General features: G+C 45.0%; 25 protein-coding genes. 7 read left to right on the plus strand and 18 right to left on the minus strand.

The annotated features are described in order from the left end of the window. Positions 1 to 77: 77 nt before the first annotated feature. Positions 78 to 2,303: a photosystem I core protein PsaB gene (gene psaB, locus QH73_RS08765; RefSeq protein WP_039716720.1), complete on the minus strand. Its 2,226-nt coding sequence runs from the start codon at positions 2,301 to 2,303 to the stop codon at positions 78 to 80. Between the two features lie 701 nt (positions 2,304 to 3,004). Here psaB and QH73_RS08770 point away from each other — a divergent pair. Next, a complete protein-coding gene (locus QH73_RS08770; protein WP_052290183.1) occupies positions 3,005 to 3,358 on the plus strand; it encodes a tetratricopeptide repeat protein in 354 nt (117 codons plus the stop codon). Here the strand turns inward: QH73_RS08770 and QH73_RS08775 are convergent. Then, positions 3,312 to 3,602 carry a hypothetical protein gene (locus QH73_RS08775; protein ID WP_132866835.1) on the minus strand — a complete coding sequence of 97 codons (291 nt, stop codon included), beginning with the start codon at positions 3,600 to 3,602 and terminating at the stop codon, positions 3,312 to 3,314. The genes QH73_RS08770 and QH73_RS08775 overlap by 47 nt on opposite strands. A gap of 52 nt (positions 3,603 to 3,654) precedes the next feature. On the opposite strand from QH73_RS08775, the gene QH73_RS08780 reads away from it, so the two are divergent. The 4 genes from QH73_RS08780 (at position 3,655) to QH73_RS08795 (ending at position 7,439) form a co-directional block, all read left to right on the plus strand. Further along, the gene (locus tag QH73_RS08780; RefSeq protein WP_039717696.1) at positions 3,655 to 4,326 is read left to right on the plus strand and encodes a hypothetical protein; all 672 of its coding nucleotides are present in this window, start codon (positions 3,655 to 3,657) and stop codon (positions 4,324 to 4,326) included. Continuing rightward, on the plus strand, positions 4,323 to 4,976 hold the full coding sequence (locus QH73_RS08785) for a hypothetical protein (protein WP_039716719.1): 654 nt from the start codon (positions 4,323 to 4,325) through the stop codon (positions 4,974 to 4,976). Before QH73_RS08780 ends, QH73_RS08785 begins: the two co-directional genes overlap by 4 nt. Positions 4,977 to 5,115: 139 nt before the next feature. Next, complete coding sequence (locus QH73_RS08790) at positions 5,116 to 5,496, plus strand: hypothetical protein (RefSeq protein WP_039716718.1); 381 nt, start codon at positions 5,116 to 5,118, stop codon at positions 5,494 to 5,496. Positions 5,497 to 5,603: 107 nt separating this feature from the next. After that, positions 5,604 to 7,439 (plus strand): ABC transporter ATP-binding protein, encoded by a 1,836-nt coding sequence (locus QH73_RS08795; RefSeq protein ID WP_039716717.1) that lies wholly within the window; start codon positions 5,604 to 5,606, stop codon positions 7,437 to 7,439. A 179-nt stretch (positions 7,440 to 7,618) separates the two neighbouring features. Here QH73_RS08795 and QH73_RS08800 read toward each other — a convergent pair whose 3' ends face one another. From QH73_RS08800 to QH73_RS08810, 3 genes are read right to left on the minus strand one after another with little or no spacing between them, the layout of a single operon-like run. Then, positions 7,619 to 8,125, minus strand: a complete 507-nt coding sequence (locus tag QH73_RS08800) for a hypothetical protein (protein ID WP_052290182.1) — start codon at positions 8,123 to 8,125, stop codon at positions 7,619 to 7,621. Next, the gene (locus tag QH73_RS08805; protein WP_039716716.1) at positions 8,119 to 8,766 is read right to left on the minus strand and encodes a ParA family protein; all 648 of its coding nucleotides are present in this window, start codon (positions 8,764 to 8,766) and stop codon (positions 8,119 to 8,121) included. The genes QH73_RS08800 and QH73_RS08805 overlap by 7 nt, the downstream gene beginning before the upstream one ends. A gap of 48 nt (positions 8,767 to 8,814) precedes the next feature. Next, positions 8,815 to 10,821, minus strand: coding sequence for a serine/threonine-protein kinase (locus QH73_RS08810; protein WP_039716715.1), 2,007 nt, complete (start codon positions 10,819 to 10,821; stop codon positions 8,815 to 8,817). A 396-nt stretch (positions 10,822 to 11,217) separates the two neighbouring features. Between QH73_RS08810 and QH73_RS08815 the strand changes: the two genes are divergently transcribed. Continuing rightward, positions 11,218 to 11,568 (plus strand): type II toxin-antitoxin system HicB family antitoxin, encoded by a 351-nt coding sequence (locus QH73_RS08815; RefSeq protein ID WP_236146953.1) that lies wholly within the window; start codon positions 11,218 to 11,220, stop codon positions 11,566 to 11,568. A gap of 1 nt (position 11,569) precedes the next feature. Here QH73_RS08815 and QH73_RS08820 read toward each other — a convergent pair whose 3' ends face one another. The 11 genes from QH73_RS08820 to QH73_RS08870 all read right to left on the minus strand — a co-directional run bounded on the left by QH73_RS08820 (position 11,570) and on the right by QH73_RS08870 (position 20,141). After that, the gene (locus tag QH73_RS08820) at positions 11,570 to 11,977 is read right to left on the minus strand and encodes a PIN domain-containing protein (RefSeq protein ID WP_039716714.1); all 408 of its coding nucleotides are present in this window, start codon (positions 11,975 to 11,977) and stop codon (positions 11,570 to 11,572) included. Beyond that, the gene (locus QH73_RS08825) at positions 11,974 to 12,237 is read right to left on the minus strand and encodes a DUF2281 domain-containing protein (protein ID WP_039716713.1); all 264 of its coding nucleotides are present in this window, start codon (positions 12,235 to 12,237) and stop codon (positions 11,974 to 11,976) included. The genes QH73_RS08820 and QH73_RS08825 overlap by 4 nt, the downstream gene beginning before the upstream one ends. Before the next feature lie 12 nt (positions 12,238 to 12,249). Continuing rightward, positions 12,250 to 13,170 (minus strand): NAD(+) kinase, encoded by a 921-nt coding sequence (locus QH73_RS08830; RefSeq protein WP_039716712.1) that lies wholly within the window; start codon positions 13,168 to 13,170, stop codon positions 12,250 to 12,252. Positions 13,171 to 13,174: 4 nt separating this feature from the next. Next, the gene (gene nuoK / locus QH73_RS08835; RefSeq protein WP_015154291.1) at positions 13,175 to 13,480 is read right to left on the minus strand and encodes an NADH-quinone oxidoreductase subunit NuoK; all 306 of its coding nucleotides are present in this window, start codon (positions 13,478 to 13,480) and stop codon (positions 13,175 to 13,177) included. Positions 13,481 to 13,508: 28 nt separating this feature from the next. Further along, entirely contained in the window at positions 13,509 to 14,156 is a 648-nt protein-coding gene (locus QH73_RS08840; protein ID WP_039716711.1) for an NADH-quinone oxidoreductase subunit J, read from the minus strand. A 73-nt stretch (positions 14,157 to 14,229) separates the two neighbouring features. Continuing rightward, the gene (ndhI, locus tag QH73_RS08845; RefSeq protein ID WP_039716710.1) at positions 14,230 to 14,826 is read right to left on the minus strand and encodes an NAD(P)H-quinone oxidoreductase subunit I; all 597 of its coding nucleotides are present in this window, start codon (positions 14,824 to 14,826) and stop codon (positions 14,230 to 14,232) included. Positions 14,827 to 14,900: 74 nt separating this feature from the next. After that, positions 14,901 to 16,019: an NADH-quinone oxidoreductase subunit NuoH gene (nuoH, locus tag QH73_RS08850; protein WP_039716709.1), complete on the minus strand. Its 1,119-nt coding sequence runs from the start codon at positions 16,017 to 16,019 to the stop codon at positions 14,901 to 14,903. A gap of 307 nt (positions 16,020 to 16,326) precedes the next feature. Next, on the minus strand, positions 16,327 to 17,466 hold the full coding sequence (locus QH73_RS08855; protein ID WP_015154295.1) for a citrate synthase: 1,140 nt from the start codon (positions 17,464 to 17,466) through the stop codon (positions 16,327 to 16,329). 91 nt (positions 17,467 to 17,557) lie between these two features. After that, a complete protein-coding gene (sixA, locus tag QH73_RS08860) occupies positions 17,558 to 18,094 on the minus strand; it encodes a phosphohistidine phosphatase SixA (RefSeq protein ID WP_039716708.1) in 537 nt (178 codons plus the stop codon). Between the two features lie 51 nt (positions 18,095 to 18,145). Continuing rightward, positions 18,146 to 19,432, minus strand: coding sequence for a DHH family phosphoesterase (locus tag QH73_RS08865; protein ID WP_039716707.1), 1,287 nt, complete (start codon positions 19,430 to 19,432; stop codon positions 18,146 to 18,148). Between the two features lie 211 nt (positions 19,433 to 19,643). Further along, the gene (locus QH73_RS08870) at positions 19,644 to 20,141 is read right to left on the minus strand and encodes an HNH endonuclease (protein ID WP_015154299.1); all 498 of its coding nucleotides are present in this window, start codon (positions 20,139 to 20,141) and stop codon (positions 19,644 to 19,646) included. A 296-nt stretch (positions 20,142 to 20,437) separates the two neighbouring features. Between QH73_RS08870 and alr the strand changes: the two genes are divergently transcribed. After that, positions 20,438 to 21,655 carry an alanine racemase gene (alr, locus tag QH73_RS08875; RefSeq protein ID WP_039716706.1) on the plus strand — a complete coding sequence of 406 codons (1,218 nt, stop codon included), beginning with the start codon at positions 20,438 to 20,440 and terminating at the stop codon, positions 21,653 to 21,655. Positions 21,656 to 21,715: 60 nt separating this feature from the next. On the opposite strand, the gene QH73_RS08880 is transcribed toward alr, so the two are convergent. Continuing rightward, positions 21,716 to 22,996: a glycosyltransferase family 4 protein gene (locus QH73_RS08880; RefSeq protein WP_039716705.1), complete on the minus strand. Its 1,281-nt coding sequence runs from the start codon at positions 22,994 to 22,996 to the stop codon at positions 21,716 to 21,718. 694 nt (positions 22,997 to 23,690) lie between these two features. Further along, positions 23,691 to 24,188: an RNA recognition motif domain-containing protein gene (locus tag QH73_RS08885; RefSeq protein WP_015154302.1), complete on the minus strand. Its 498-nt coding sequence runs from the start codon at positions 24,186 to 24,188 to the stop codon at positions 23,691 to 23,693. Positions 24,189 to 24,487: the final 299 nt, after the last annotated feature.

Genomic DNA, 24,487 nt, shown 5'->3' on the forward strand with positions numbered 1-24,487 from the left:
AACGCCAGCCGGGATGCGATCGCTCGCGAACAACAGATATTTTTATGTAGGGTGGGAAATACCCACCCTACGCTCGATTAACCAAACTTACCAGCAGTCGAAGCAATCACGAAAGCAGCATAAGTGAGGACGTAGCCAACTGCAAAGTGAGCTAACCCCACAACGCGAGCTTGAACGATGGATAGAGCCACGGGCTTGTCTTTCCAGCGAATCAGGTTCGCAAGAGGTGTCCGTTCGTGCGCCCAGACCAAAGTTTCGATCAATTCTTGCCAGTAACCGCGCCAAGAAATCAGGAACATGAAACCAGTTGCCCAGACTAAGTGTCCCAACAGGAACATCCAAGACCAGACAGACAGGTTATTCATGCCATAGGGGTTATAGCCGTTAATCAACTGAGCTGAATACAGCCACAGGTAATCGCGCAACCAACCCATGAGGTATGTCGAAGACTCGTTGAACTGAGCCACGTTACCTTGCCAAATTCCTAAGTGCTTCCAGTGCCAGTAGAACGTCACCCACCCAATCGTGTTCAGCATCCAGAATGCAGCCAGGTAGAAGGAGTCCCAAGCAGAGATATCGCAAGTGCCACCCCGACCGGGACCATCACAAGGGAAGGCATAGCCAAAGTCTTTCTTGTCTGGCATCAGCTTGGAACCGCGGGCATCTAAAGCGCCTTTGACTAATACCAACGTGGTTGTGTGTAAAGCGAGGGCAAATGCGTGGTGTACCAAGAAGTCACCAGGACCAATCGTCAAGAACAAAGAGTTCGTACCAGCATTGATCGCACCTAACCAACCAGGCAACCAGACGTTACCGTGATTGGGCCAAGCTGTTGTAGCGATACTATCTGGGTTAGACAACAGAGTATCGAAGCCGTACAAAACCTTACCGTGGGAAGCCTGAATGAACTGGGCGAACACGGGTTCGATTAGAATTTGCTTTTCGGGAGTACCGAAGGCAACGACGACATCGTTATGAACGTAAAGCCCTAGAGTATGGAAACCCAAGAAGAGCGATACCCAAGACAGGTGAGAGATAATCGCCTCTTTGTGCTTCAGGACACGTTCTAATACGTTGCCCTTATTTTGCTCTGGATCGTAGTCCCGTACCCAGAAGATCGCTCCGTGGGCAAAAGCCCCCAGCATGATGAATCCAGCAATGTACTGGTGATGCGTGTATAACGCTGCCTGAGTCGTGTAGTCCTGCGCCATGAATGCGTAGGGAGGCAGGGAATACATGTGTTGTGCCACCAGCGAGGTGATGACCCCTAAGCAAGCCAAGTGCCAGCCGAGCTGGAAGTGGAGAGAGTTATTGTAGGTGTCGTAAATGCCTTGGTGAGGCATGTTGAACGGACCTTCTACCGGAACGCCAAAGAAGTTCTTGGCATTCATCATCTCTTTGATGCTGTGACCGATACCGAAGTTGGTACGGTACATGTGTCCGGCAACGATGAACAATACCGCGATCGCCAAATGATGGTGAGCGATATCCGTCAGCCATAAAGACTGAGTTTGAGGGTGGAAGCCACCTAAAAAGGTCAAGATAGCCGTCCCCGCACCCTGAGAGGTTCCAAATACATGATTGGCAGTGTCAGGGTTAGCAGCATAAGCCGCCCATTTCCCCGTAAAGAAGGGCGTTAGACCTTCTGGATGGGGTGGTGTAGTCAGAAAGTTATTCCAACCGACGTGCTGCCCGCGAGCCTCGGGAATAGCAACGTGAACCAGGTGTCCAGTCCAAGCTAAGGAGCTAACGCCAAACAATCCCGCTAGGTGATGGTTGAGGCGAGACTCCGCACTCTTAAACCAGGCAAGTCCTGGGCGGAATTTGGGCTGTAAGTGCAACCAGCCAGCTAGTAAGAATACCGAAGCTAGCAAGAGTAAAAACACCGAACCCATATAGAGGTCGTGGTTTGTCCGCATCCCGATCGTGTACCACCAGTGATAAACACCGGAGTAGGAAATATCGACGGGATAGCTTGCCCCACCTTGGGTAAAAGCATCAACTGCGGCTTTACCGAATTGAGGGTCCCAAATTGCGTGAGCAATGGGACGGACGTGCAGTGGATCTTTTGTCCACTGCTCAAAATTTCCTTGCCAAGCTACGTGGAAGAGAAGGCTGGATGCCCAAAGAAAGATGATGGCAATGTGACCGAAGTGTGTAGCAAAAATCTTTTGATAAAGATTTTCCTCGGTCATTCCATCATGACTTTCAAAGTCGTGGGCGGTAGCAATCCCATACCATATCCGACGAGTGGTCGGGTCTTGTGCGAGATCTTGGCTAAATTTGGGAAATTTAGTTGCCATTTACTTTACTAAATCCTCCAATTAGCTAATCCGTTGTTATTAATGTGAATTAGCAAAATAGTACAGACAAACGAAATCTCCCTCGGCATGAAGCCGAAGAGAAACTACTGTAATTAAATTCACTAGATACCGTATTGAGGTGTAGTTTTAATAGCGCAATTCAATCGCTAGATGCAACAAAACTAACTTATTGCGAACAAAAATTCGCTCAGTCCTTGTGCATTCGCACATAGAAGCATTATTAAATTATTTAGCGATTTATTAAGGCTAGTAAAGCGCTTTTCAAATTATGAAATTGCTTTTAGATTTATAAATTGAAGCGACCTAGCTAAATCTGTCAAACCTTAATTCTGTTAAGCCTTTGCTGTTAACTCATAACTCCAGAGTGATGTTGCATTTGTTTAAGCAACCTTCTTAATTTGGCACTTTATGTTATGCCGCAGTGAGTTAACAACTCACGAGTGATTTATCAATTATATCCATAAATAATTCTAATATGCGATCGTTAGAATGCGTTCTAAACGCTCTCTAGATAATTGAGTGAGGGCAGGTGGGCATTGCCCACCCTACGAAGAAAAATATAAATAATTCTAATCTGCTTCTCATGCGAGATCGCCAATACACATTCTATATCCTCTCTACATCACAAAGTTCAGTTTTATGAGTTAAATTGAGCATCCTAACTGTAGGCTGGTGTAGCAATGTATCATCAAAAATTCGAGCTAGCTAAGAATTATCTGCAAAAACTTCTTCAGCTAGCAGCAGATTATAAATATGGCGATGCTTCTTTAGCATATTGTAAAACTCTTTTGGCTTTACAAGATACTGAAACTGCACAATTAGAACTCAGACAGCATGTCAAAATTTGGAACCATCCAGAAGCATATATTTTATTAGGTAGAATTTTAATTCAACGAGATAATCTTCAAGAAGCACGAAATTATTTAGAGACGATAATTACTAGAGTCAAAGGCTCTACACATTTTCACTACAAACGCAATCGTCGCTTTATTGGGCAAGCAGAAAAGATATTGAGGGAAATTTGTAAGTCGTAAGTCGTAAGTTGGAATAAACTAATAACTGATAGCCGATCGCCGATCGATGACCAATAACTCTTCCTTTGGGTGTAAGCGAGTCAAAGAGAGCGATTTTAAGATTTAAGAGACGGCGATCGCAAAAATTTAAGTAGAACACTAAGCGACTGTAAGTCGCACCCACACAGAAAAAACCTGCCTCCGCAGGTTCAAAAACATTAGAATTCTCAGTCCGCGCAGGCGGACTTTGTTTGTGTGGTTCCACGAATTCTATTCGCCAGAACCTATGATTAGATGTCAGTTTACCCTACCTCATGATGAGCAGAAAGATTGGATTTTGGTTGCTGTGGCTAGGATTTATTACTTACGCTTTTGGGTTTGCGCCCCCCGATCGACCAGATACACTGGAATTAATTACAAATCTTTCTACAGGCAAGTGGGCGGGGATTAATCCTTTAGTTGTCTCCCTATTTAATCTGATGGGAGTTTTTCCGCTAATTTACAGTTGCTTGCTGTTTACTGACGGTAGAGGACAAAAGATTCCTGCCTGGATATTTGCAACTCTATCAATGGGTGTAGGCGCATTTGCTTTATTGCCTTATTTGGCATTGCGTCAATCAAATCCAACATTTCCTGGTCAGAAAAATCTGTTTCTCAAATTATTAGATGCGCGGCTAACTGGTGTTGTTTTAAGTATAGTTGCGATCGCATTGGTTGTATATGGTTTGGCTCAAGGAGATTGGGCAGATTTTATCCAGCAGTGGCAGACTAGCCGTTTTATTCATGTCATGAGTTTGGATTTTTGCTTATTGTGTGTTTTATTCCCTGCTTTACTGGGGGATGATATGGCACGCAGAGGTATGAATAATTCGGTGATTTTTTGGCTGACGGCGTTAATTCCTTTATTTGGCTCTTTAGTTTATTTATGCGTGCGTCCACCTCTACCAGAAGATAGTTCGGCAGTAGCGAGTCAGCAGGTAGTAACATGAATAGAAAAATTGCTTTATGGGCGATTTGGGCGAGTTTTCTCGCCTATGTATTGTTTCTTGCCCCACCAATTCACTGGCAAGAAAATTTGGATTTGTTGATGAAAATATTGACGTTTCAGTGGACAAGTGTAAACCCAGTTATTCTATCTTTGTTTTCCTTAATTGGCGTTTGCATTGCTCTCTACAGTTGCGTGCTATTCTTCGATGGTAGGATGCAGAAATTACCGTTTTATCCTTTTGCGATCGCCTCTATAGGCACGGGGGTAATTGGTTTAATTCCTTATTTGGCTCTAAGGGAAGCAAATCAAGAGTTTAGAGGGCAGAAAGATACTTTTTTGCAGGTGTTAGATTCCCGCATTACAGGGTTATCTCTGACTTTATTTACTTTGAGTTTATTGGGGTTTGGAATTATTTTTGGTGACTGGGGAAATTATCTTCAGCAATTTCTAAGCGATCGCTTTATCAATGGCATGAGTTTAGCATTTTGCCTATTTTGCCTGTTATTCCCCACAGTCCTCGGTGATGACATGGCGCGGCGCGGATATTACAGCAATTCTCAGTTATTTTGGCTGGTTACCCTCATGCCATTACTCGGTCCCCTTGCCTACCTCTGCTGGCGACCACCCATTAAAGCAGGGAGCAGTTACTAGTGACTAGTGGCTGGTGACTAGAAAAGAGTCTGGTTCCACTAGTCACCAGCCACCAGCCACTCTCTACTTACCAGCAACCAACAACACATATAGTTCATGTGTACCATATAAGAAGTAGTTATCGGGAGAACGATGAGTTATGGCAGTGGCAGAATTGCGAAAGAATGGGATGATGGCGCATCTTCTAGATGCCCTAGACGCAGGTGAGGATATCGGACACTACGGTAGGTTGGTGTTTGCAATGGTGGCGCGTCATTTTTTAAGCGAAGAAGAATTAATTAACTACCTGACTAAAGATAAAGACTGTAGTGAAACAGAAGCACGCAGCCTTTACCACCAGGTGCAAGCCAAAGACTACAATCCACCCAAACGGGAACGGATATTAGAATGGCAACAGCACCAAGATTTTCCGATTTGCCCCAATGCTGACGATCCTGATGCAGGTAATGTGTATAAGGATCTACAATTTCCAGAACACGTCTACGAACATATTTCAGAGTACTACGAACACAAACATTAGAGGCGCTAGGGGCTAGAGTCAAGGCGAATGAGAACAACTCTTTTACCTTTCACCTTTGACTCTTTCCCGACTCCCGACTCCCAACTCCCAACTCCCGTCCTTCAAAAATGCCAAAGCCACGAAACATCCTGCGAAGACTGCTAGCACAATTGAAACAAGGATCGCAGGTGTTTCAGTATACGGGAAAGGCAGTAGGATTAGTTTGGCAGACAAGTCGCGCCCTAACTTTTGTTTTGGCGATTGTCACCGTAGTAGCGGGTTTACTCCCAGCCGCGATCGCCTATGTGGGTAAATTGATCGTAGATGGTGTAGTTTTAGCTCATCAGTCAGGGTTAGAACGCGATCGCCTAATTACACTAGGATACTTGGGAATTGAGGCGGTTTTAGTCGCATTACTAGCAGGAAGTCAGAGAGGATTGACTATATCTCAATCTCTATTGCGAGTCTTGCTGGGACAAAAAGTCAATCTATTAATTTTGCAGAAGGCGTTAACTTTAGATCTCGTTCATTTTGAAGACTCAGAATTTTACGACAAGATGACTCGGGCGAGAAGAGAAGCTTCTAGTCGTCCGTTATCTTTAGTCAGTAGCACGTTTAGTATTGTCCAAAATGCGATTTCTCTTGTAACCTATGGCGGCTTGCTGCTACAGTTTTCTTTTTGGGCAGTCATAGTATTGTTGTTGTCAGCCGTACCTGCATTTGTTGCTGAGACGCGGTTTGCTGGGCAAGCTTTTCGCTTATTTCGTTGGCGTGCGCCGGAAACCAGGGAACAGACTTATTTAGAAACTCTGATCGCCCGCGAAGACTTTGCGAAGGAAGTGAAGTTATATCAGTTGGGGGCGATGTTGTTAGAACGTTATCGTTCGACCTTCAATCGGTTATATGGGGAAGATCGAGATTTAACTCTACGGCGCGGTGTGTGGGGATATTTATTAAGTTTGTTAAGTACGGCGACGTTTTATTTTGCCTATGCTTGGATAGTTATGGAAGCGATCGCCGGACGACTTTCACTTGGCGATATGACAATGTATTTAATGGTTTTTCGCCAAGGACAAACGAGTTTTTCTAGTACTTTAACTAGTATTGGCGGAATGTATGAAGACAATCTTTATTTATCTAATTTATACGAATTTTTAGAACAACCTATTGCTCTACCTAAAGGCAAAGCTACCCAAGGGTTAATCCCTGGTGATGGCATTCGATTTGAAAATGTCTCGTTTATTTATCCTGGTAGTAATAAACTTGCTTTGAACAATGTTTCGTTTCGGATTCGACCAGGAGAGAAACTGGCAATAGTTGGTGAAAACGGCTCTGGCAAAACGACTTTAATTAAATTACTAACTCGATTATACAATCCAGATAAAGGGAAAATTTTACTCGATGGTTTAGACTTGCAAGCGTGGGATCTAGGAGTTTTACAAAGACGAATTGGAGTCATATTCCAAGACTTTATCCGCTACCAATTTACTGTAGGTGAAAATATTGGTGTTGGTGATGTTACCCGCATTGAAGATAGAGATTTGTGGCAAGTAGCAGCAGACAAAGGAATGGCGCTACCTGTCATCGAACAGTTACCAGAAAGCTTTCAAACACAATTAGGTAAATGGTTTCGCGGCGGACAAGAATTATCGGGAGGACAGTGGCAGAAAATAGCTTTGTCTCGCGCTTTTATGCGAAATAAAGCTGATATTTTAGTTTTAGACGAACCAACAGCCGCTATGGATGCGGAAGCAGAGTTTCAAATTTTTGAACGCTTGCGATCGCTAACTCAAAATCAGATGGCAATTCTGATCTCCCACCGCTTTTCTACCGTGAGAATGGCAGACAAAATCATGGTTTTATCTGGGGGAAAAGTGGTAGAACAGGGAACCCACGAAGAATTATTGCAGGCAGGAGGACGTTATGCTCATCTATTTCGCCTGCAAGCAGCGGGATATCAATGAGCAAGTCAAAAGTTAAAAGTTAAAAGTCAAAACATGTATTGTACTAAATTCGCTCTCCGTTAGCCCCCCTTATCAAGGGGGGTTGGGGGATCTTCTGTGGCGTAGTCTCAAAGAACTGGTATTTAGAATTTCTATAGGAAACAAGCATACATTCTGTCTCCTGTCTCCTGTCTCCTTTTTCAATCAAACCAACCAATATCTTTATCTGAAAACGCAGATGATGACATGTCAGGTAAGGCGTAAGTTTGCACTGGTCTAGCTAAGGCAGAACTAACGGGTTTAGTAGCAGGTTTGGCAGCGGGTTTAGAGGCAGGCTTGGAGCTAGATTTAGAGTTAGTTTCTGTCAGTTTCAAAATCGTTTCTTTGGCTTGGTCGAGTTCTGCTTGCAACTTTTCAACTTTTTCAACTAAAGCTTTTTGGTCTTGGAGTTGCGATCGCAAATCTTCATTCTCTGTTTGGGCTGCTTCGAGCGCTGCTTGTATGTCTTTCACTGTGGTTTCCAGTTCGGCTTTAGTGGGACTGGTACGACGATGATTTGTGGCAGATTCAGAATTTGCAGATTCAGAATTTGTCTCTTCTGACGTGGGTTCCTCCACAACCAGTTTCGCTTCTACCGTAATCTCCTGCGGTTCGGCAGACTTTTGCGCCTCTTCTTTCAATAAATCGGATAGATTTTTTCTCACCATAACTTCCTCCAATCCCTCTCCATTTCGTCGGCGACTTTACGGTAATCTAATTGTGCCTCTTTCGCGTGCTTTCCTCGCCACTGGACGATTGGCACGCCATCTAAAGCTGCTCGTTCGTGGGCTTTATAGGCGCGGATGACAGTCTTGCAAGCTGGAATACCAAGTTCTTTAAGGGTGTTTTGAGCTGCTTGCGCGTCCGTCCAACTGCGAGGATCGACTCGCGTTAGAAGGACGCGATGGGCTACCCCTGATGGTACGACTGCACGTCTGACTGTCTCAACTAGGATAGCTAAATCCATCGGTGCTGGCGGCGTTGGTAACAATAAATAATCTGCCGCTGCGATCGCTGCTGCTAACGATTCTGAGTTGAGCGCTGGTGGCGTATCGACGACGACGAGTTCGTATTCCTCTATTTGCTTCAATTTACCCAATAGTAAGGGATCGGTTTCCTGTACTAAATCGAAATCCATTTTCTGTTCGCCGCGATCGACCCACCAAGAAAAACTGCCTTGAACGTCGGCATCGACCGCTAAGACTTTGTAATGCTCGGCAAGAATTCCTGCCAAAGCCATACTTGTTGTGGTTTTACCCACGCCACCTTTACCATTCGCCACAACAATTATCTTGGGTTGCCGAGCCATTGCGCATCTTTCTAAGGACAAGAATAGATTACCAAATCCGCGTCCCTATTACGGCGATAGATGCCAAAAAGCGATTGTCTTGTCTGCACTACCACTAACTAAAGTTTGTCCATCTCGGCTGAATGCAACCGACCAAACCGGAGCTGAATGTCCTCTTAGGGTAGCTAGCGTCTCTCCTGTAATCAAGTTCCATACCCGAATTGTCTTGTCATCGCTACCTGTCGCAATTTTTTGACCGTCTGGGCTGAAGGCGACAAAATTGACATCAGCTGAATGTCCCGTCAAGGTGCGTATTTCTCGTCCCGTATTGGGATTCCAAATTTTGATCGAGCGATCGTCACTGACGCTTGCCAGTTCTTGACCAGTCGGACTAAAGGCGAGAGAATTAACATCGCCTGTATGCCCTCTGAGGGTGAAAATTTCCTGTCCTGTATGGAAATTCCAGATTTTAATTGTTCTATCTGTACTACTGCTGGCAAGCTTTAAAACATCTGGGCTAATGGCAACGGACAAAACTTCAGCAGCATGACCCCTCAAAGTCCGAAGTTCCTCTCCTGTCTTGAGGTTCCAGATTTTAATTGTTTTGTCATAACTCCCACTAGCAAATTTTTGACCGTCGGGGCTAATGGCAACGGTATCAACATAGCTAGCATGACCCTTGAGGCTACGAAGTTCCCGTCCCGTATTCAAGTTCCAAACTTTGACTGTATTATCTTTACTGCCACTGACTAGAGTTTGACTATCTGGGCTAATAGCGACAGAGTAAACCCAGTTGGTATGACCTTTAAGGGTGTTGAGTTCTCGGCGATCGCTAAAATTCCAAATTTTAATCGTTTTGTCGTCGCTACCACTAGCAAACTTCTGTCCGTCTGGACTGAAATCAATCGTATTAACTTCCCCAGTATGCCCTGCGATCGTAGAGATTCGGTTGAGATACCAATAACCATATCCCACCAATCCTAATAGCAGGATGATACCCCCTGCTAGCAGTCTCTTCTGCAACCGTTGGGGAGGAACAAGCGTGGGCGGCGGGTGAGTGCGATCGCGCTGCAGTCGCTTTCCCGTACTCGATAGCTGTTCTGTAGGGGTAGAATCTGCCCTAATGCTACCAATCTCGCTTGACGGTAGTTGGGTTTCGATTGTTGCTGGGTCAACAGATAACTGGATGCGATCGCTGAAGTCTCGCAGAACTTCATCTGCGTGTTGATAGCGCTGAAGAAAGTCCTTTTGCAGCAGCTTATCTAGAACTCGCTCTAGTTTGTGACTAATTGGCGTTTTGAGATATTGTCGCCAGTCTGTCACCCAGCTATAGCCTTTTTCCGTCCACAGTTGAGATGGATGGATTTGCGTTAGCAGATAAAAGCAAGTGACACCTAAACTGTAGAGATCGCTGGCTGGGTAGGCATCCCCAATATTCATTTGTTCCAGCGAGGCGTAACCAAAGGAGCCGATGCTTGTTCCTGGACTAGCGATCGCCGTTGCCGATAATTGCTTGGAAATGCCAAAATCAATCAGAACTGGTTTACCGTCACTCTGACGACGAATAATGTTTTCTGGCTTGAGATCCCGATGAATCACATGATGGGCGTGGATAAACTGGAGAACTGGCAATAAGTCACTCAATAGTTGCCAAATTTGTTCCTCGCTAAATATTCCGTGTTGCTCGACTTCCTGCTGTAAAGTTTGCCCTACAATCAATTGCTGTACCAAATACAGGTAGTTATCCTGTTCAAAATAGGCGTACAAGGCAGGAATCTGCGGATGTTCCCCTAACTGTTGCAAGCGCTGTGCCTCTTCCTGAAACAGCTCATTTGCCTTTTGCCAAGCTCTGGTTCCTGGAAATTGCGATACCAATTGCTTGACAACACAGGGTTCGTTGAGTTTGTCTGTATCTTCTGCCAAAAAAGTTCTGCCAAACCCGCCGCTACCTAACTGGCGGACGATCTGATAGCGATAGCGCAGCAGCGGCTGGATTTCTTTGCCGCAACTGTGGCAGAAGGGCGTTCCTTTGGGGTTCAAAGGCTTCTGGCAACTAGGGTTGAGGCAGTAACTCATATTCAGCCGCTAATCAACCGTGAAATATTACAATCGGTCGTTCCTCTAAATTATTTATACCGCTTATTTATCCCGCTCTCAGCAGAGCGATCGCCCTTGCAGCCCGAGACACTTTTTTAGCCGCTCAACTCAGCGCTTATTTTCACTCATGTTCGTTTTCGTTAAGATATACCGTGTTGTTCTAATGAATTGTCCGCCAATTTGTATATGGTAACATTTCTTTTTACTAGCGATTATTTTAATCCAAAAAAGATAGATGAAGCCTATCTCGCTCAAGCTACATGTTTGCAAAAATCAGGTTTTTCTACTTTCCCAATTTCTTTATAATTATTAAGTTTTGGTTTAGCAAAAATTACTTCATTACAACCAAACTCACAAGTAATCTATCAAGTTTGGATGCTTTCATCTTCTGATTATAAGTTGTTAATTAAAGATTACGTCAAATCTCTCAAAACTTTCATTGGCTCAATTATTGAAACCCCCTCAGATTCTATTATCGATTTTTCTATATTTATGAAACAAATGCGACAATTTACAGGAATTATCGAACGGGAAGGAAATAGATACGTTTCTTTGTGTCCAGAGTTATATATTGCTATTCAAGGTAGTACAGTTGAGGAGGCAAGAAATAACTTAGTTGAAGCATTAGAATTATTCTTTGAAACTGCCGATCCTACTGAAATCGAAACTCGTTCTCAGGGCGAAGTTTTAGAGCAGGCAACTGTCTACCTTAAGTTTAATTTTTAAGTCAAGTCGGACGAACACAAATAACTTGAATGCTTTTAGTCCGGTAAATCGACTTTTCAGGCTTTTCATAAGTTATAAATTCTACTGCACCCGCTGATACTGCTGCGGCAACGTGTAGCGCATCCGTAGCTCCTAATTCTGACTGAGTAGATTCCTGGTAAGCTACTTCAATAATCTGTTCTACATCAGTAGCCCAGTGAGCTACCGCATCAAAATAAACATTGTAAAACTCCACCTCTTCTATACGTTGGTTGTAAATTGCTTTCGGCAAAACTTCTAATTTGAGAAACAAGCTAGAGACAAACTCTCTGTTTGGATCTATCAGGACTTGTAACGCCCTAACTGTACCAATTTCTGTACCACGAGCCGCAGCAATAAGTACTCCTGCGTCAATAAAGGTGCGAATCATTCTAATTCTTGGTATCCTCCTCGCCGTTCGGCAACTTCTCGATCGATGTCTTCATCTGTTAGCAAAGGCGCACCACTATTGATAATCTTTGTACGAATTTGTTTTAGCTTCTCTCCTAGATCAAGCTTAGGTTCTGGTGAAATAGGATGTTGAGAAGTAGAAGTTCGCCAAGATAGAAACTCTACAAAGTCAAAAACTTCTTGTTGTTTGTCTGGAGGAAGCGATCGCCATTTTTCTAGAAGTATTTGCTCTACTGTCATCACCCTATCCTCTTAATTCCGATGATTATTAGTGTATTGAATTCTCGCTCCTGCCCACTGTAATTTCTCGCGTAAAGTTTGGTAATAAGAATAGTTTTCTCGCAGAATAATGAATTTAGCGTCACAATCTGCCATTTGAATATCAACTCGCTGTCCGGGCCAAATTGCAGTTGCTAAAACGCTATCCATCCATAATTTAGTATTCAATTCGTAATCGCCCAAAGCCCACACGCTGACGACGGAACCAGGTGGTAAAACAATCGGTCGGCTGGAAAGGCTCATCGGACAGATGGGAGTCACGGTAATCGCTTTCATCCCATCGTGAATAATCGGTCCATTGGCGGAAACGGTATAGCCTGTGGAACCAGTGGGAGTCGCAATAATTAACCCATCACCCTGATATTGATCGACCACTTCCCCGTCAATTTCCATTTCTAGAATAGAGGTGATCGAGCGGTCGGCAGATGCGGGTTTAATACACATTTCATTTAATGCTAAAAAGCGATCGCTAACTCTTTCGATGTTGGTGCGATCGCCTTCATAAAGTCCCGCTTGTAACATCATCCGCCGCTGAACCGCGTATCTATCCTCCAGCAACCGATCCCAGACTTGTTCTGAATCTTTAAAACTCTCAAATGATTCGGTTAAAAAACCTAAATTTCCACCTACATTGACAGCCAAAATAGGGATTCCCTCAGCAGCTAAGTGCCTTGCAGCTGTGAGTACCGTGCCATCACCCCCTAAGACTATTGCCAAATCTATAGGCTGGATAGCTGAAGCGAGAAATACTGGATAAGGATTATCTTTGGAGCCGCTTGGACCCATCAGTATTCTACAGCCACGGTCTTCTAACTGCTGGGCGCAAATTTCTGCCCAGCGGCGACTGAGGGAATCTCCTGCTTTATGAGCGATAATGACTTGCTTTAACTGCACTCAACTACCACTTTAGTAGATTGAATTGCTCCATATCGATTGTGTCTCGGTTACGATAAATCGCTAACACAATTGCTAATCCTACAGCTGCTTCAGCCGCAGCAACGGTAATGACAAATACAGTAAAAACCTGACCCTTGATTGCTTGTGAATCTAGAAAGTTAGAAAATGCCATCAAGTTTAAATTTACGGCATTGAGTAGCAATTCAATTGACATCAATACGCGGATGGCGTTGCGACTGGTAATCAAGCCGTAGATCCCAATACAAAATAGGGCGGCGGCGAGAATGAGAAAGTACTGGAGTTGCATTTATTTCTTGGCTTGCGAGTATCTAAATCTAAGAGTTGCCTTTGGCTTGCTTGTCTTTACTTAAATTGCTGGTGCGATCGCCCGACACAGTAATAAGTTCGCGCGGACGTTCTGGCAATGTCAATACGGGTTGCTCTTTACGTGGCGAAATTGTTTGTTCTGGCAAAAATTCCCGTCGTGCCAAAATAATCGCCCCTACCATTGCCATTAATAACAAAACTGAAGCTAGTTCAAACGGTAGCAAGAAGTCGCTAAAGAAATGTTGTCCAATCGAGACGATGGAATTATTACCAGGGGTCACGCCAGTAGAATATACCCAAGGCGTTGCCAGCACCATCGTACTTAACAGCGCGAATAATCCCAAACTGACGATCGCAGTTAATGTCGGGCGTACCCAAGCATTCCGCAGTGGGGCAAAATCCTCGCGCTTATTCACCAACATAATCGCGAATAGGATCAGTACGTTCACCGCTCCGACGTAAATCAGCACCTGAGCCGTGGCAACAAAATCAGCATTCAGCAACAAGTACATTCCCGCAATACTGATAAATACCCCTGCCAATAAAAAAGCAGAGTAGACGATATTGGACAGCAGCACCACTCCCAAGGCTGCCCCAATCATCATCGCTGCTAAGATGCCAAACGAAACAATCTGTACCCCTTGTGCTATATTCACAACTCTTTATCCTTTGTCATTTGTCACTTGTTGGTTGACAGTTGACAGTTAACCGTTAACTGTCAACTATTAACTATTGAGCAGTTGTCTGCTCTTCTTGCTTGACAATTTCTTCTGGTAGCATACCAGCTCGTTTGGCATCTGCTGGCAGATCGTGCGGTTCGAGTACGCCTTTGGGCAAGTAAACGAGTTCCCGCAGTGGCGTAACCATCGGATCTTGGGTAACTTTATACGGTAAGCGACCTAGAGCTACGTTATCGTAGTTGAGTTCGTGGCGATCGTAGGTACAGAGGTCGTATTCTTCTGTCATGGATAGACAGTTTGTCGGGCAGTATTCCACGCAGTTACCGCAGAAAATACAAACGCCAAAATCAATACTGTAGTGGTTGAGTTTTTTCTTTTTCGATGGTTTGTCAAATTCCCAATCGACTACAGGTAGGTTAATCGGACAAACACGAACGCACACCTCACAAGCAATACACTTATCAAATTCAAAGTGAATTCTGCCGCGAAAGCGTTCCGAGGGAATCAGTCTTTCGTAGGGGTACTGGACTGTAATCGGTCGCCGCTGCATGTGGTCGAAGGTTACTGCTAGCCCTTGACCGATATAGCGAGCTGCTTGAACTGATTCTTTGGCATAATCGCCAATTTGCTTGAGAAATTTCAACATGATTGCGTGTCTCTCTCTTTTTAAGCTATTAGCTATTAGCTGTTAGCAATTAGCTAGTCGCTAATTGCCGGTTGCTACCCGCCGAAGGCGAAAGGAAAAGCTAACTTCAGTGCAGCGGTCAAAAGTAAATTAACTAGACTGACAGGCAGCAAAAACTTCCACCCTAAGTCTAATAGCTGGTCGATCCTGACGCGGGGTACTGTCCAGCGCAGTAGGATGGCAATAAAGACGAGGAAATAAGCTTTGAGTAGCGTCATAGTGATGCCTAAAGATGCATCGACGACTTGCAACCAAGAACTATCTCTGCTCACTCCCACCCAGCCAGCGAGAATATCGAGGGGAATGGGAAATTCCCAACCACCGAGGTATAAAACGGCTACCATCAGGGCAGAAAGGACGAGGTTAACATAGGAACCCAAGTAGAACAAACCGAATTTCATGCCAGCATATTCGGTTTGATATCCCGCCACCAGTTCTTCTTCTGCTTCTGGCAAGTCAAAAGGCATCCGTTCGCATTCTGCTAAAGCCGCAATCCAGAAAATAACAAAACCAAGCGGCTGTCGCCACACGTTCCAACCCAAAATGCCGTAGCCTGATTGCTGTTCTACAATGTCGATGGTGCTAAGGCTGTTAGACATCATGACAACAGCTAATACTGATAAAGCCAGGGGAACTTCGTAGCTAATGGACTGCGCTGCTGCTCGTAAGCCTCCGAGTAGGGAGTATTTGTTATTGGAGGAATAGCCTGCCATCAGCAAACCAATCGGCTGAATACTCGACAATGAAATCCATAAGAAAACTCCCATCCCTACATTAGTAATTACCAAGTTCTGTCCGAACGGCACGATTAAATAAGACAGAAACACGGGAATGACAACAATGATGGGTCCGAGGGTAAATAGTAGCGAATCTGATTTGGCTGGAACCACATCTTCCTTGAAGACCAGTTTCAGTCCGTCAGCTACAGGAGCTAGTAAACCAAATGGACCGATATATTCAGGACCAATTCGCTGTTGCGCGGCAGCAGAAATTTTCCGCTCCAACCACACGCATACCAACACTCCCACTGTCGAGCCAATAATCATTAAAATCATCGGCAGTGGCATCCAGATGACTTTGGCTACATCTGCTGGTAGTCCCAAATCCATCAGGGTTTCAATAAAAGTACCTTGCAGGTCTATTCCTGAATTCATGCTTTGCGCTTGGTAAGAAGTAAGCAGTGAGTAGTGAGTAGTGAGTAGTGAGTAGTGAGTAGTGCAAACACTAAACTCATTCCTCACTCTTTACTCCTCTTCATGAAGATTTTTTTAACATTCCACTGCCTAGTATATCGTTCGCTGGCTCACAGCAAAGCAGAGTACTTGAGAAGTTGTACTTATACTTGTATTCGAGGTTTGTCTATATGTTAGGTAGTTGGTGAGTGGATAGTGGCTGGTGGCTAGTGGAACTAGCTTTTTATATCTACTCACCAGTCACTAGCCACTAGTCACTCCTCACGACTCACTGTCTCAAATGAACTGGAGTATAAGAGACATCATGATGACCGTTGTAGACTTGGGTGGGGCGATAAATGCGGTTTTGGACGAGCTGCTCCTTCCAGTGAGCTAGCCAACCTGCTACGCGGGCGATCGCAAATACGGGTGTAAATAAGTCCGTAGGGATACCCATTTTCCTATACACCAAACCAGAGTAAAAGTCAACGTTAGGATAAATTCCTTTTCCGCCCAGTTTTTCTGCTACGGCATGTTCTAACTCTACGGCGATGTCATAGTATTTGTCGTAGCCGAATTTTTCAAATAACTGCTCTGCCAATTTTTGTAAAATGGTTGCTCGCGGGTCTTTCACCTTGTAGACTCGATGACCGAAGCCCATGATCTTAGCTTTGCGCTGCATACAGTCCTCTAAGTAAGGACGGACATTTTCTACCGAGCCAATTTCTTCTAGCATCGTAATCACTTCCTCATTGGCTCCTCCATGTAGCGGTCCGCCGAGAGTTCCCACGGCTGAAGCAACTACGGCGTAAGGATCCGTTAGGGTTGAAGCCGTTACCCGCGCCGAGAACGTGGAAGCATTCATCGTGTGTTCGGCGTGGAGAATTAAACAAACATCAAAGATCCGTGCAGCTAATGGGTCTGGTTCCCGTTCGTTGAGCATGTAGAGAAAGTTTGCGGAGTAATCCAAGCCGTCATGGGGGCGCACGGGATCGTTGCCATTCCGCATCAACTGAAACGCTGCGATCATCGTTGGTACGGTTGCTAACAGCCGCACGACGGCATCTCTAACGTATACGGGGTTTTCTAAGTCGCGTTTAGAATAGAACAAGCCTAATGCCGCTGCTGAAGCTTGTAGCGCATCCATCGGATGACCGCTCTCAGGAAAGCTTTTCATCATATCCCGAATGCGATACTTAATTCGCCGATGATGTCTCACCTCATGCTCGAACTCCTCTAACTCTTGCTGAGTTGGAAGTTCGCCCCAAATTAAGAGGTAGGCAGTTTCTAAAAAGTTACTTTTTTCGGCTAACTCTTCAATGCGGATGCCGCGATACTCCAGTATCCCTTGTTGTCCGTTGACAAAGCTGATACCGGATTGGGCGGCAGGGATGCCTTCTAGACCTGGTCTAAATTCGCAAACGGACATAGCTACACTGGCTGCATAGAAAAGACAATACTCAAGCTAACTTACCAAAAACTTGCCTTGTGTAGTTAGTTTTACCAGAATTATATGCTATCTAGAGCAGAAACTTCGGTGGAGCCAGCCAAAACAGTTGACTTCGACCCACGGGAGAGTTGTCTTTTGGTAAGTTAACTCCAATAATACCTGCTTTTTTCAGAACTAGGGCAGCAGCGTTATCATCCAGAGAATTTTCAGCAAATGCTGACTCTTGTTTGAGTTTTCCCCAAATCAGCATTTCTACCCATTGTCCCAAATCTGGTTCGTGACCGACTAAAGCTAGTTGAGTATCAGTAGCCAGCATTTGCTTTTGTTCTAGCCAGCTCAACCACAGGCAAAAATCTCCTTCTGGAGATAGATAGCTAGATTCTTCAATTTGAGGACTCAATCCACAAGATTGCAAAATCTCTGCTGTTTGCCTTGCTCTAGCTAGGGGACTGGTCAAAATTAGCTCGAATCGCAAGCCGAGTTCGTAGAGGCGTTTTGCTACTTTTTGAGTTTTTTCCCGCCCTTTAGCTGTCAATTCCCGTTTTTCATCCTCCACAGCGGGACTTCTTTCTTCGGCAATACCGTGACGGATAAAATATAGTTCCACAATAGATGAATGTTGACGGTTAACAGTTGACAGTTGACGGTCAACTGTCAACTACTCAGTTTGAATCGGACTATCTTGTGGGTTGACCAGTCGTTGAAGCTTCTGCTTGATTTGAGCGTCGAAGACTTCCCATTTCATTTTGGCGTACGCAGAAATTTCGTTACTCCCAGATAAGAAGCCCATCGGAATTTCAAAGCCACCCGCGCCGCTCCGTCCGCCACCGAAGAAACGTCCTTGATTGTCTTGTCCGAAAGCTTCTTTGAGGAATTCGTCGGGGTCGAGGGTGAGTTTGGTGGTACGTAGCGACCCGATGACAACTTCTAGTTCTTCATCTTCGTCGTGAACGATACCATAAACAACAGCCGTGTGGACGTTTTCTTCTGTGACTAAAAAGTCAGCTGCTTGAGGAATAGCATCGCGGTCGTCATAACGTAGGTATCCCACACCTGCAATAGAAAAGTTATTTTGAACTATACGATTTTTCAGCGATCGCTCGATCACATCCATCACCCGTTTGGAGCGATTGGTCTGCAATACGGCTTTGAGCAATTGGTAATCGTAAAATCGACTTAAAAAGCCTGCTGCCTGAAAATCCTCTTCTTGCGCTTGCATCAAGCTGCTGGTGTCGGAACGCAAGCCGTGCATCAAGGCAGTGGCGCATTTAACGTGTTGTCCGACGCTACTATCGAGTACCAGTAACCCTGTTTGCAAGTACTGGGTCAAAATTGTGGCTGTGGCGCGGACGTTGGGACGAATATCGGCAAACTCTGGCTTGAGTTCTCCTTGCAGGCTGTGATGGTCGATGACCGATATGAGTGGCAAACCTGCTTCTAAAACGAGCGAGAGCAGTTGACTTGTCGTTCCCTGGTTATCAACTAGCACGTAACCTTTATAACCAGATAAGTCTTTGCTTTTAGCTGTTTGAACTGGGAGGCGCTGCGCTGGTAGTCCCGTTAGTTTGACTAAAGCAATATTCTCTTGATGGCTCAAGGTTCCGGCATAAACGATGTCGCACTGCAGGTCGTATTGCTGCGCGATGAGTTGGTACGCCCACGCCGACGAAAGAGCATCGGGGTCGGGGAAGTCTTGCAATAAGACTAAATGTCGTTCGTGCTGATGTCGCTCTAAAACTTGCCGCAATGCTTCCACTTTTGACGTGGAGGAACCATTATTATTGCGTCCTACTGGTTGATTTCCAGAATCGCCGGTCAAGGGAGCGAGAGATGGTTCTTGGGTTGCAACCGCAGGTCCCATATCTGTCTCAACTTCTTCAACAGAAGACTCGCTATTGTGAGTGGAAGGCAGACTACTAAGCTGCTTGAACGAGTTCAAGGGCATAAATACTATCGTATGCGTGTGAAGCGAAAATTGTGGTCAAAAATGTTACTATTACTCGATAAACTGTATTAGCCTCATCGCACGGTGACTGCAATTTTTTACTGCAATTATTTTAGGCATCAACAGCTATGCTACTCAATCCGGCTCTAGGATGAAATACAAATTCTATTTCTCATCATAGCTTTAGAGCAACTATTCAGCCAGAGGTTGATTAAAGACCGATGACATACTTTTGCCACTCATCATGCAGCCCGCTCTTGAGATGCTTGGTGACCTCAAAGTAGAGGCTGCTGTAGGGCTTGCGCGGGGGATGGCGCAGATGCATGTGTGCCTCAGATGGAGTGCGGCTGCCTTTCTTGACGTTGCAGCGGACGCACGCAGTAACGATGTTTTCCCAAGTATCCATCCCGCCACGCGATCGCGGTAGAACGTGGTCTAACGTTAAATCCTCCCCGATGTAGCCGCAGTATTGACAACTGTGACTGTCTCGATGGAGGATATTACGTCTGGTAAGGGGAATTTCTTTGTAAGGGACGCGAACGTAGTGACGCAGGCGGATGACAGTCGGCAAGGGAAACTCGGCGTAAATGACTTTGCCGTTGTGTTCGACTTGCTCCGCTTTGCCTTTAATTAGCAATACAATTGCCCGTCGCCAGCTCGTGATGTTAATCGGCTCGTAAGAGGCGTTCAGGACTAAGACCTTAGCCATTGAGTATCGCAGCAGCCAACTTTTTTACAAGATATTAACATAATTACTCAGATTTGCGTCATTTGTCATTAGTCATTAGTTGACGGTTGACGGTTGACGGTTGACGGTTGACGGTTGAGCGTAAGTAACTGGAGCCGCGAGCGATGGGAAAAATAAAGAACAAAATTGTACTATCTTGTGCTAAAGCAAATATTTGCCTATATTAGACCTGCTTTGTAAGTCGTAAGTCGTAAGTCGTAACTCGTAAGTCAGATTAACTGATAACTGATAACTGATAACTAAATAGAGGAGTGGGGATGCTGAGTCAGGAACAGAGTGAGAAGACGGTTTTTAGTAATGATGTCGTGGGTGGATTGCGTCAAAGAGCCTGGGTAGAAATCAATTTAGGTGCTTTAGCCTATAACGTGCGGCAACTCAAGGGCTTGCTAGCGGCTAAAACAGCGTTAATGGCAGTTGTGAAGGCAGATGCTTACGGTCATGGAGCGGTGACGGTGGCACGTACAGCTTTGAATGCTGGAGCAAATTGGTTGGGAGTGGCAACTATACCGGAAGGAATTGAACTGCGCCAAGCAGGAATTGACGCGCCGATTCTGATTTTAGGTGCAACGCATACGCCAGAACAGTTAAAGGCGATCGCCCACTGGCAACTTCAACCGACGCTGTGCGACCCCAAACAAGCTTTGGTCTTCTCTGAAACTTTGGCTGCGACTACGGGTGGTAATTTACCAGTCCATGTCAAACTCGATACCGGGATGTCTCGCCTTGGACCCCTGTGGGAACAAGCAACAGAATTCGTACAGCTAGTACATTCTTTACCTCACTTACAAATTGCTAGTATTTACTCTCACTTGGCGACGGCAGAAAACCCAGACCGCAGGATCATGCAGCAACAACAGCAGCGATTTGAAACTGCGATCGCGCAGGTTCAAGCGGCTGGTAATCCTCTCCCATTGCTGCATTTAGCTAACTCTGCGGCTACTTTGACTAGCCCCGATCTACATTACGATTTGGTACGTGTGGGATTGGCAATGTATGGACTCTACCCAGCAGAGCATCTCAGCAGTTCTGTCCGGTTGAAGCCCGTGCTGCAAGTTAAAGCGCGAATTACACAGGTAAAAACTATTCCCCCTAACACAGGCGTGAGCTACGGACATCATTTTGTCAGCGATCGCGAACTCCGCTTGGCTGTAGTAGGAATTGGTTATGCCGATGGCGTACCGCGCAATCTCTCTAACCGCATGGATGCCCTGATTTGCGGTCGGCGCGTCCCCCAAATTGGTGCTATTACTATGGATCAGTTAATGCTAGATGTGACGGGAATTCCAGATGTAGCAGTCGGAGAAGTCGTAACTCTCCTCGGACGAGAAGGTAAAGAACAAATAACTGCTGATGATTGGGCAGCAGTTTTAAAAACAATTTCTTGGGAAATTCTCTGCGGCTTTAAGCACCGTCTGCCTCGGGTTGCAGTAAATCGGGAGTCGGGAGTCGGGAGTTGGGAGTCGGACAAAGAGTGACGAGTGATGAGTGGTAGTTGCGAGGAAATCATCCACGCACCACTCACCACGCACCACTCTCTACGCGCTCACAGCTTTTTTCTTCGTGGGTACGACGGTTGATGTTTCTGTCATCAGTTTGGTGTAAAGCTCGCCTAGTTGTTTGGCGACTCCTTCCCAACTAAACATATCTTCTACCCGTTGTCTTGCTGCTTTGCCGAGGCGATTTCGGAAGGCAGTATCGCTCAAGATTCGGTCAATGGCAACAGCAAAGGCTGCATCATCTTTGGGTGGAGCGAGTAAGCCAGTTTCTTCTGGGACGACGGTAAATTGCAGTCCGCCGACATCGCTAGCCACCACTGGCGTACCGCTAGCCATCGCTTCAATGGCAACTAGACCAAATGGTTCGTAGTGACTGGGAACGACACAAACATCGGCAGCAGCGTAATAAACAGGTAGATCGACATCACCTAGCCGTCCGGGGAAGGAGGTGAAATCGCTCATCCCTAATTCTTTGACAATACCTTCAATGCGATCGCGCTCGATGCCATCGCTTTGTCCTGGGCGGCTACCACCACCGATAATCAGTTTGATGTCTTCTTTGCCACGCAATTGCAACTGGGCAACTGCCCGCACTAAAGTCTCAATTCCCTTGCGTTCGTCAAATCGTCCAACATAAAACACAACTTTGCTTTCTGGGGAAATTCCTAGCTGTTGTCTGGCAATTTTGCTGTCAATCGCGCCAAAGCGATGAATATCTGTACCGCAAGGAATAATGTCAATATTACCTTTGGGAGAGACATGCGATCGCATGTGTTCTTTTTCTTGTGGGCTAGTGGCAACAATCCGCTCGGCTGTTTCTAGTACCCTTTTTTCGACTTCCAGCCGCTTCGAGGCAATCAGCGGTACGGTTGCAACTGACTTATATTTAATTGCGCCTAAAGAGTGATAGGTGTGGACTTGTTTGATGGATTGGGCTTTCTTCAATTCCATGCCCACCCAGCTAGAAATCCAGTAGTTGGTATGCACTAGAGGATATCGATAACCAGTTTGCTGTTGATACTGGAGGAATGCTTCGACAAACTCCGAGGCATAACCAAAAATATTGTCCCTCGGAACGAATTCCTCAGGACCAGCAGTTAAGCGAATTGTCCGACAATTCTCGCTATGTTCGACGATTTTTGCTTGTTCTGCACTTGCTTTGCGGGTAAACATATCAACCTGCCATCCCAGTTTACCCAATGCTTCACCCACTTGGCGGACATAAACGTTCTGTCCTCCAGCTTCTTCTTTGCCAATCTCAATCGCAGGGTCGCCGTGGACTGAAATTAGGGCAATTCGCTTTTGATTTTTATTGTTCATAGCTTTGTGGCTATTGAATTTGCACCGTAACAGGGGTGAATGTAAGGAGACTTTACAAAGGCTTCTGTCTTTACCCCTAAAGTTTATTAAGTTTAATTTACAGAATACCACATGCGATCGCATCCTCTAGGCGGATGAATTGCCATCTATACAAGTCTTCCTTAGGGATTATCCGCTCCAAAAGATAGATTTTTACTGTAACTTTTTGTTGATAATAGTTAGGTATGTCAAAAATCATTTAAGAAGTATTTCAATAACTGTAAGCTCTGTTTCTATCTGAAATACAGCTTCAATTAGCTATTGTTTGCAGGAGCTAATTTACATCAAGTGCTTAGATGAAATAAAGTATAAAAACTGATAAGTACGCGAACGCAACTTCCTTTTGATTTGTATAATATTTAACTCTAACCATAAGTTTATTTTTTATCTAGTATTTAAAAATATAATTAAATACACTCAATACCCAAATTTTCTATCTCCCTCTGGAGCGATCGCGCAGCACACTTTTACCTAGAAGATTCTGAGGCAAGGTTGAGTTCATTTCGCAGTCACTCAAACAACTAAAACACCCACTCAGAGAGTATAGGGAGAGAGTAGGAGTGCAGATGAGAAACAGCTGACAACTATTCGCTAATCGTCAACCGCTAATTGCAAACAATCCTTGACTCCCAACACCTAACCCTCAATCAAATGCCTATCCATTAGTAGTTTGAGCTGCCAACATCTGTTTCAGCTTTTCTAGTTCAGAAGCCCAACGAGGATCGGGACGAATTCCCTCAGCATCAGACGAGCCTGTAGAAGTTCCAGCAGAACCACCACGACGAGGTTTTTTTCCACTACGCTTATTGCCACCGCTTTTTTCTGCGTTGCTGCTAACAGGAGCATCTCCAGTATTAGCACTACTAGCAACAGGGGCTTGGTCTTCTTCTTCTTGACCTTTGTTACGAGGCAACGCCTTCTCAATCTTTAGTGGCGTTTCCTTAAACATATAGCCGTTATATTTCTCGATGATTTCGTCTGCTTGCTCGTCATTATTGACAGTAACAAAACCAAAACCACGGCACTTTCCGGTCTTGCGGTCTTTAATGACTTTCGTAGTCACATTACTACCCGCATCAGCAAAAACTGCTTGCAACTCTTGCCGATCGACTTCATCTTTTGGCAAATTACCAATGTATAAACGGACTGGCATGAAATGTACCTCTCAACTTGGATGCAATTAAGGTTGTTAACAAAATTTCTGACAGGAGGGTGAGGTGAATAGTGGCAAGAATCGCCGCAAACCGTCGTCAACTAACTTTTGCCTTAAACTGTCAACTTCTAAAATCCAATTCATTGTATTGGCAAAGACTGATAAGTTTATCATGCTACGGTACGATCTAAAAGCTTGACTGCGCAGTTTTGGCGGTTAGATCGCAACGGCGTTTGACTCCTGATGATATTTCCGCTCGCCTGGAAAGTTGACACCATCTTCTAAAATATCACGGTTGA

The organism is Scytonema millei VB511283 (genome assembly GCF_000817735.3).
GTDB lineage: Bacteria > Cyanobacteriota > Cyanobacteriia > Cyanobacteriales > Chroococcidiopsidaceae > Chroococcidiopsis > Chroococcidiopsis millei_B.